Annotated in this window: 7 protein-coding genes; 3 read left to right on the top strand and 4 right to left on the bottom strand. The window is 72.0% G+C overall.

Annotated elements, in window-relative coordinates; all coding sequences use genetic code 11:
• The 3 genes from G3I41_RS15405 to G3I41_RS15395 form a co-directional block, all read left to right on the top strand.
• A partial coding sequence (locus G3I41_RS15405; protein ID WP_343242135.1) for an FtsX-like permease family protein occupies positions 1-1,149 on the top strand: 1,149 nt, incomplete at its 5' end.
• Positions 1,146-2,108 carry an ABC transporter ATP-binding protein gene (locus tag G3I41_RS15400; protein WP_164400775.1) on the top strand — a complete coding sequence of 321 codons (963 nt, stop codon included), beginning with the start codon at positions 1,146-1,148 and terminating at the stop codon, positions 2,106-2,108. The genes G3I41_RS15405 and G3I41_RS15400, both read left to right, overlap by 4 nt.
• A 41-nt stretch (positions 2,109-2,149) precedes the next feature.
• On the top strand, positions 2,150-3,199 hold the full coding sequence (locus G3I41_RS15395; protein ID WP_164400774.1) for a DUF2804 domain-containing protein: 1,050 nt from the start codon (positions 2,150-2,152) through the stop codon (positions 3,197-3,199).
• 39 nt (positions 3,200-3,238) lie between these two features.
• On the opposite strand, the gene G3I41_RS15390 is transcribed toward G3I41_RS15395, so the two are convergent.
• The 4 genes from G3I41_RS15390 to G3I41_RS15375 all read right to left on the bottom strand — a co-directional run bounded on the left by G3I41_RS15390 (position 3,239) and on the right by G3I41_RS15375 (position 7,682).
• Entirely contained in the window at positions 3,239-3,928 is a 690-nt protein-coding gene (locus G3I41_RS15390; protein ID WP_164400773.1) for a hypothetical protein, read from the bottom strand.
• Entirely contained in the window at positions 3,925-4,347 is a 423-nt protein-coding gene (locus G3I41_RS15385; RefSeq protein WP_164400772.1) for a thioesterase family protein, read from the bottom strand. Before G3I41_RS15385 ends, G3I41_RS15390 begins: the two co-directional genes overlap by 4 nt.
• 5 nt (positions 4,348-4,352) lie before the next feature.
• The gene (gene ettA, locus G3I41_RS15380) at positions 4,353-6,017 is read right to left on the bottom strand and encodes an energy-dependent translational throttle protein EttA (RefSeq protein ID WP_164400771.1); all 1,665 of its coding nucleotides are present in this window, start codon (positions 6,015-6,017) and stop codon (positions 4,353-4,355) included.
• Positions 6,018-6,221: 204 nt separating this feature from the next.
• Complete coding sequence (locus G3I41_RS15375; RefSeq protein ID WP_343242134.1) at positions 6,222-7,682, bottom strand: LAETG motif-containing sortase-dependent surface protein; 1,461 nt, start codon at positions 7,680-7,682, stop codon at positions 6,222-6,224.
• Between the last annotated feature and the right edge of the window lie 368 nt (positions 7,683-8,050).

Genomic DNA, 8,050 nt, shown 5'->3' with positions numbered 1-8,050 from the left:
CTGGTCGCGCTGAGCACGGCCGCGTTCGGCGGTTCGGTGCTGGCGGGGGTCGCGGACGCCCGCGACGACGCCGCGGTCCGGGCCGTCGGCGCGGACGCCCGCGTCACCGGCGAGGCCGACTCCATGCCGCTGCCGGCCGGGCTGGTCCGCGCGGTGGAGAAGGCCGAAGGGGTACGTGCTTCGGTCCGGGTCCAGGTCGAGTACGGCGTGGACCTGCCCGACACGGGTGACGGCGTCCAGGACGCCAGGAGCACGACCCTGATCGGCGTCGACCCCGCCGCGTACGCCGCGCTGGCCCGCTCCACCGGGCTCGGCCCGTTCTCCGCGGACCGGCTGCGGGCGAAGGGCGCGGCGGTCCGCGAGGGGTCGCGGCCGGACGAGGACCGGGTGGTGCCGGCCCTCGTCTCGCCGTCCGTCGCCGCACGCCTCGGCGACCGGCCGCTCGACCTCCGGTCACTGGCCGGGAACTTCAAGGTGAGGGCCGCCGCCACCCTCACCCGTACGCCCGCCGTGGAGGGCAGCTCCTTCATCGTCGTGGACGCCGCCGCGCTCACCCACCGGCAGACCACGGCACTGCTGCTGACCGGATCCGGGCTGGACGCGAAGGAACTGCGCGCGGCGGCCCGGCACTCGGACGGGAAGGCATCCGTACAGCTGCGCTCCGAGGAGCGGGCCGCGTACGTCGACACCCCGATGCAGTCGGGAGCGGAGCGGATCTACCTGGCGGCGATCATCGCCGGCGCCGGATACGCCCTGCTCGCCGTCCTGCTGTCGCTGCTCCAGACCGCGCCCGAGCGCACCACGCTGCTGGCCCGGCTGCGCACCATGGGCCTGACCTCCCGGCAGGGCGGCAGGCTCCTGGGCTTCGAGGCCCTGCCGCAGGCGCTGCTCGCGGCCGGCGGCGGGCTCCTCGTCGGCTGGGCGACCATCGCCCTGCTGGCGCCGGGGGTCGACCTCGTACGCCTGGCTCTCTCGTCCGGCCCCGGCACCGGCCCGCTGGACACCGTGTCGCTGCGCACCGACCCGTGGTCACTGGTCCTCCCGGCGCTCGGCGTCATCGTGCTGACCGGGGCGGTGGCCGGTGCGCAGGCGTGGTGGGCCGGCCGCCGCGGATCGATCACCGAACTCAGGGCAGGAGACTCCCGATGACGACGCCGTCGACCGATTCCACGCTGGCGGAGCTCGAACAGCGGGCCACCGCCCGGCGAGACCGGCCCTCCTACGGGCACGACGCGCTGATCGCCTGCGACCGGCTGGTGCGCATCTTCACCACCGACGGGGTGGAGGTGCAGGCCCTCCAGGGGCTCGATCTGCTGGTGGAGGAGGGCGAGTTGCTGGCACTGGTCGGCGCCTCCGGCAGCGGCAAGTCGACGCTGATGAACATCCTGGCCGGTCTGGACGAGCCGACGGCCGGGGCGGCGAAGGTGGCGGGCTGCGACCTGCTGTCCATGGGGCAGAAGGAACGCCTCCGCTACCGCCGGGACGTCGTCGGCTTCGTCTGGCAGCAGACCTCCCGCAACCTGCTGCCGTATCTCACGGCGATCCAGAACGTCACCCTGCCCATGCAGCTGCGCGGCCGGGGACGGGGCCGCGAACGGGCCGCTCGCGCCGAGGCGCTGCTGAAGATGCTGGAGGTCGAGGACTGCCGCGACCGGCGCCCGCAGCAGATGTCGGGCGGCCAGCAGCAGCGGGTGGCCATCGCCGTCTCACTCGCCAACTCCCCCTCGGTGCTGCTCGCCGACGAGCCGACCGGCGAACTCGACTCGGCGACCGGCGAGCAGGTCTTCGCCGCGTTCCGCCGTGCCAACGAGGAGCTGGGCACGACGATCGTGATCGTCACCCACGACCAGGCGGTCGCCAACGAGGTACGGCGTACGGTCGCGATCCGCGACGGCCGTACCTCCTTCGAGGTGCTGCGCCGCACCGAGGTCGACGCGGCGACCGGCCAGGAGTCCCAGGTCGCCCGCGAGTACGCGATGCTCGACCGCGCCGGCCGGCTCCAGCTGCCCGCCGACTACACCGAGGCGCTGGGCATGGAGCACCGGGTGATGCTGGAGCTGGAGCCGGACCACATCGGGGTGTGGCCGGACGGCCCGAAGGGCGGGTGACCAGCCCCGGACGCCGTGTGACCGGCCGTTAGGATCCGGCCATGACGACGTTCGAACGCGAGATCACCGAGCCGGTCGACCTGTGCCTGCCCGACGGCCGCCTCGACCCGGCGGCGGTCGGCTGGTCGCGGACCCCGCTGCACCGCGCCAACCTGCGCGGCTGGGGCCGCACGAAGCGGTGGGAGTACTGGTGCGTCACGACGCCCACCCACCTGGTGGCCCTGACCGTCAGCGATCTGGACTTCCTCGCCCTGAACAGCGTCTACCTGCTGGAGTACGCGCCCGGCGGCCTTGAACTGGAACGCACGGCGATCGTCCCGGGCGGTCCCGGCGCGGGCCTTCCCGACACGGTGGCCGGCTCCCCCGGCGCCCCGGACGTGGTGACGGGCCCGGCCCGCCCGACAGGCGGCAAGGTGCGCGTGGAGATCCGCGACGAGCCCGGCGGCACCCGGCTGCGGGCCCGCTGCCTGACCCCGGAGCGGGTGCCGGTGGAGGTGGACCTCCTGGTCGCCCGGCCGGAGGGCCACGAATCGCTCTCCGTGGTCGTCCCGTGGAGCAGCCGGCGCTTCCAGTACACCTCCAAGCAGACCGCGCTGCCCGCCTCCGGCCGGGTCAGGGTCGGGGGCGAGTTCCTGGACTTCGACGGGGACGACACCTGGGCCGTCCTGGACCACGGCCGGGGCCGCTGGCCGCGCTCGGTCCACTGGAACTGGGGCGCCGCGTCCGGCCGCACCGACGGGCACACCCTGGGCGTCCAGCTCGGCGGGCAGTGGACGCTGGGCACCGGCTCCACGGAGAACGCGCTCTGCGTGGACGGCCGGCTCAGCAAGATCGGCGAGGAGCTGGACTGGCGCTGGTCCGCATCGGAGCCGCTCCGCCCGTGGACGATCCGCACCCCCCTGACCGGCCAGGTCGACCTCACGTTCACCCCGTTCCACAACCGCCGCGTCCGCACCGAGGCGGGGGTGCTGGCCAACCGCACCGACCAGCTGTTCGGCCACTACGACGGCACGGTCCGCGCGGACGACGGGACGCGGATCGCGGTGGAGCGCCTGCTGGGGTGGGCGGAGGACGTGCGGATGCGGTGGTGAGCCGGGCGGCTCTCACCGCGTAGGACCGCGCCGGTCGCGTCAGCCGTTCACGGAGACCGCGAGGTTCCCCAGACCGCCCGCCGCGCCGGCCCGGCGCAGGGCGACGGAGCCGTACGGGGTGCGCAGGCGCAGCCAGCTGCCGGCCGTCAGGAGGGCGACTGGGAAGGCGGGGTCGGCGCGCAGGAAGCCGAGGGACTGCGCGGCGTGCACCGCGCGGAGCGGGAGTTCGGTGTCCGCGAGGGTGCGCGACCAGATGTCGTGGCCGATGCGGTCCCGCTCGGTACGGGTGCGCCGGTCCTCGGGCAGGGCCTCGTCACGGGTCCGGAACTCGGTGACGGCGGCGGTCAGCGCGTCGCGCAGGGCGACGGGCCCGGGCAGCCCGGGCCGCTCCCGCCAGCCGCCGCGCGGGGGGAGGACGCCGGCCCAGGGCGGGCCGGTGACCGGGGCGGGCAGGGCGGCGGCGTCCGCCCCTCCGTCCGGCAGGGCTTCCAGGAGGTCGCCGGCCGACACGGTGACGTCGAGGTCGCACGCGTCGGCGAGCCGGGCCGTGCGGATCGCCAGCACGTCGAAGGACGGGGGCCTGCCGAACACGGCGACCGCGCCGCCGCCGCCCGCCTGGAGGCGTACGGCGGCGGCGCGGTCGTAGTGGAGCAGCCGCCCGAGGAAGGCGCCGAGATCGGCGGCCTCCCTCGCGTCGGCGAACCGCAGCGACTGTACGGACACGGTCATACCGCGGCGGGCTCCTCGGCCAGGTACTCCTGGAGGAACAGCTTCTCCTCCGCGGAGATCCTCCGGGGGCGCTCCTCGGCCAGGTTGTACGGCACGACGACGGTCGAGGCACGCACGTAGACCTGGTCCGGGTCCTTGATCTCGTAGGCGATCGTCAGGGACGCGGCGCCTATCTTCGTCACCCAGGACTCGACGGTCACCGGCCGGTGCCGGTGGACCAGGGGCCGCACATAGTCGATCTCGTGCCGCGCCACGACGGAACCGCCCGCGAAGGACGGCGAACCGTCCCCCGGCGCCAGCCGGAACATGAAGTCGATCCGCGCCTCCTCCAGATAGCGGAGGAAGACCACGTTGTTGACGTGGCCGAAGGCGTCCATGTCCGACCAGCGCAGCGGGCAGCTGTAGATGTGACGAGCCAAGACGATCAGCCTCGCGTGAGCTTCTTGTACGTGGCGCGGTGCGGGCGGGCCGCGTCGGCGCCGAGCCGGTCGATCTTGTTCTTCTCGTACGACTCGAAGTTGCCCTCGAACCAGTACCACTTGGAGTCGCCCTCGTACGCCAGGATGTGCGTGGCGACGCGGTCCAGGAACCAGCGGTCGTGGGAGATGACCACGGCCGCGCCGGGGAACTCCAGCAGGGCGTTCTCCAGCGAGGACAGGGTCTCGACGTCGAGGTCGTTGGTGGGCTCGTCGAGGAGCAGCAGGTTGCCGCCCTCCTTGAGCGTCAGCGCCAGGTTGAGGCGGTTGCGCTCACCACCGGAGAGGACCCCGGCCGGCTTCTGCTGGTCCGGGCCCTTGAAGCCGAACGCGGAGACGTACGCCCGCGAGGGCATCTCGACCTGGCCGACGTTGATGTAGTCCAGCTCGTCCGAGACGACGGCCCAGAGGGTCTTCTTCGGGTCGATGTTGGCGCGGGACTGGTCGACGTAGCTGATCTTGACGGTCTCGCCGACCTTGATGGAGCCGCTGTCCGGCGTCTCCAGGCCCTGGATCATCTTGAACAGCGTGGTCTTGCCGGCACCGTTCGGGCCGATGACGCCGACGATGCCGTTGCGCGGCAGCGTGAACGACAGGTCGTCGATGAGCACCTTGTCGCCGAACGCCTTCGACAGGTTCTCGACCTCGACCACGATGGACCCGAGACGCGGCCCCGGCGGGATCTGGATCTCCTCGAAGTCCAGCTTCCGCATCTTGTCCGCCTCGGCGGCCATCTCCTCGTACCGGGCGAGACGGGCCTTGGACTTGGTCTGGCGCCCCTTGGCGTTGGACCGCACCCACTCCAGCTCTTCCTTGAGCCGCTTCTGGCGCTTCTCGTCCTTGCGGCCCTCGACCTTGAGGCGGGCGGCCTTCTTGTCGAGGTACGTGGAGTAGTTGCCCTCGTACGGGAGCGCGCGGCCGCGGTCCAGTTCGAGGATCCACTCGGCGACGTTGTTGAGGAAGTAGCGGTCGTGGGTGACGGCCACGACGGCGCCCGCGTACTTGGAGAGGTGCTGCTCCAGCCAGTTCACCGACTCGGCGTCGAGGTGGTTGGTGGGCTCGTCGAGGAGCAGCAGGTCGGGCGCCTCGATGAGGAGCTTGCAGAGCGCGACGCGGCGCTTCTCACCACCGGAGAGGTTGACGACGGGCCAGTCGCCGGGCGGGCAGCCCAGGGCGTCCATGGCCTGCTCCAGCTGGGCGTCCAGGTCCCAGGCGTTGGCGTGGTCCAGGTCCTCCTGGAGCTTGCCCATCTCGTCCATGAGCGCGTCGGAGTAGTCGGTCGCCATCAGCTCGGCGACCTCGTTGAACCGCTTGAGCTTGCCCATGGTCTCGGCGGCGCCGTCCTGCACGTTCTCCAGGACGGTCTTGTTCTCGTCCAGCTCCGGCTCCTGCATGAGGATGCCGACGCTGAAGCCGGGGGACAGGAACGCGTCCCCGTTGGACGGCTGCTCCAGGCCCGCCATGATCTTCAGCACCGTGGACTTACCGGCGCCGTTGGGCCCCACGACACCGATCTTCGCGCCGGGCAGGAAGTTCAGATTGACGTCATCGAGAATCACCTTGTCGCCGTGCGCTTTGCGCGTCTTGCGCATGGTGTAGATGTACTCAGCCAAGAGAAACCGTCCGGCGATCGATGTGTGGGCAGATACACCCCATCTTGCCTGACGGCCGCCTCTTGACGGAAACCGGTCCGGTGCGCGATACGCGCGGTCCCGGGTCGCGGTACGCGGGGGCGGGCGGCGGGATGCGCGAAGGCCCCGGCGGGCCGAAGCCCGCCGGGGCCTTGATCAGTGCGTGTGACGGTGTGCTACCGCTGGTCACTCACTGGCGGTGCGGCCCTTGCGGCGCAGGAGGACGACCGCGCCGCCGCCGACGACGACCAGGGCGATGGCGATGCCCGCGATCATCGGGGTGGCGCTGGAGCTGCCGGTCTCGGCGAGGTTGGTGTCGTCGCCGCCCGAGGTGCTGCCGCCGGCCGTGGCGGTGGCCGGAGTGGGCTCACCACCGGTCTGGGTGTCCGTGCCACCGGCGCCGCCGGTGCCGCTGCTGGTGGTCTTGCAGTCCAGGACGCCCTTGAAGGTCTTCGAGAAGCCGCCCGGGCCGGTGACCGTGACGTCGTACGCCTGGTCCTCGGCGACGGGCACGGTGACGGTCACGGTCTTGCCGGCCTCGACGGTGTTCTCCTTGCCGTCGAGCTGGAAGGTGAACGCCTCGTCACCCTTGTTCCCGACGGTGATGTCGACGCCGCCCTTGGCGCAGTTCTTCTCGGCGGTGGCCGTCGGGATCGCGCCCTGCTTGGCCCAGGTGGCGGTGGCGGACGCGGAGACCGTCGACTCGCTGGAACCGGCCAGGATCTGGGTCTGGCTCTTGGTGACGCCGGCGAAGGCGCGGCCGACCGGGACGGACGTGGCCGCCTGGATGGCCAGCGCGGCGGTGCCCTCATCGGAGCCGGCGGGCACGTCGAAGTAGAGCTGGTCGCCGTCGGACGCCGTGGTGACGGGCTTGCCCGCCTTGTCGGTGACCTTCACGCCGCTGGCGAGGTCCGCCGGCGGGGTCACCGTGGCCTGGGCCGCGTTGGTGCGGACGGTGACCGGGCCGACGCGCTCGCCGGAGCGGCCGGAGACCGCGACCGGGTCGAGCGTGAGGGACGCCTTGGGCTCGGCGATGACGGTGGCGGACTTCTCCAGCCAGTCCGCGAGCTTCTCCGCCTGCTCGTCGGCGGCGGTGACGTCGACGTGGTCGGAGAACCGCCAGATGGCGACCTGGGTGCCGGCCGCCGCGGTCTCGTCGGTGAGCGTCCCGGTGCCGGCCGCCTTGGCGAGCTGCGAGAGGTCGTTCACCTGCGGGAAGGAGTGCTGCAGGATCCAGAGGATCTTGCCCGCGTCCTTGTTGCTGCCGAGCGAGGTCTGGCCCCAGGGGGTCTCCAGGTACTTCGCCCGGTCCTGGGTGTGGTTGTGGATGTCGATGCAGTACGTCTTGAGCTTGCCGCCGCCGTCGACGTTCATCTCGAACAGACCCGCGGACACCTTGTCGTCCTTCTCGCCGTCCGCGTGGACGTAGGCGGTGTCGAAGGTCTTCAGCCCGTCCAGTACGGCGGTGGCCCCGCCCTGGTGAGCGGGCACCTCGTCGGCCGTCGCGCTGCCGGCGCCGGCGAGGGCTCCGGCCACGACCAGGCCGGACGCCATCGCGGAAGCGGCCAGCCTGGCTATGCGTCCGCGCCGTGCGGTCGGGGCCGTCGCCCTGGATGACGAAGCGGTCGCTGAAGAAGCAGAAAACACTTATTTCCCCTCCGGGCGAGACCCTCGCGCCCGGTACGCGTGTGGGGATTGTCCCGCCTGCTACTCAAGTGCCTTGTGAGTACGGGGAGATCCTATGGAGCCAGCCAAGGACAGTCCCCCGTCATACCGTTCGACAACCATTCCGAATCGGAATCGTTATCACGGGTAACTACCGCCCCTGGCGCGGCCGCCGGCCGTCCGGCACGCTTCGTCATGACGCGGTCACCAGATCGGAGCCGGTCTTCTTCGGTGCGGTACCGCTCTTCTGACGCACCGTCCGCCGCCGCGCCGCCGGGCGCTCCGCCGGGCGCTCCGCCGGGAGTTCCACCGGGCGCTCCGCCGCGGGACCTCCGGGCCCGCCCGGCGCC

This window comes from Streptomyces sp. SID9727 (assembly GCF_010550605.1).
In the GTDB taxonomy this organism is placed as follows: domain Bacteria; phylum Actinomycetota; class Actinomycetes; order Streptomycetales; family Streptomycetaceae; genus Streptomyces.
Note: the sequence above shows the minus strand (reverse complement) of the source record. Positions and strands in the feature narration are given on the sequence as shown.

What these genes read in the sequence shown, in the direction of transcription:
- G3I41_RS15400 (WP_164400775.1), top strand. Translation starts at nt 1,146, where the DNA reads ATGACGACGCCGTCGACCGATTCCACGCTGGCGGAGCTCGAACAGCGG.
- G3I41_RS15395 (WP_164400774.1), top strand. Translation starts at nt 2,150, where the DNA reads ATGACGACGTTCGAACGCGAGATCACCGAGCCGGTCGACCTGTGCCTG.
- G3I41_RS15390 (WP_164400773.1), bottom strand. Translation starts at nt 3,928, where the DNA reads ATGACCGTGTCCGTACAGTCGCTGCGGTTCGCCGACGCGAGGGAGGCC.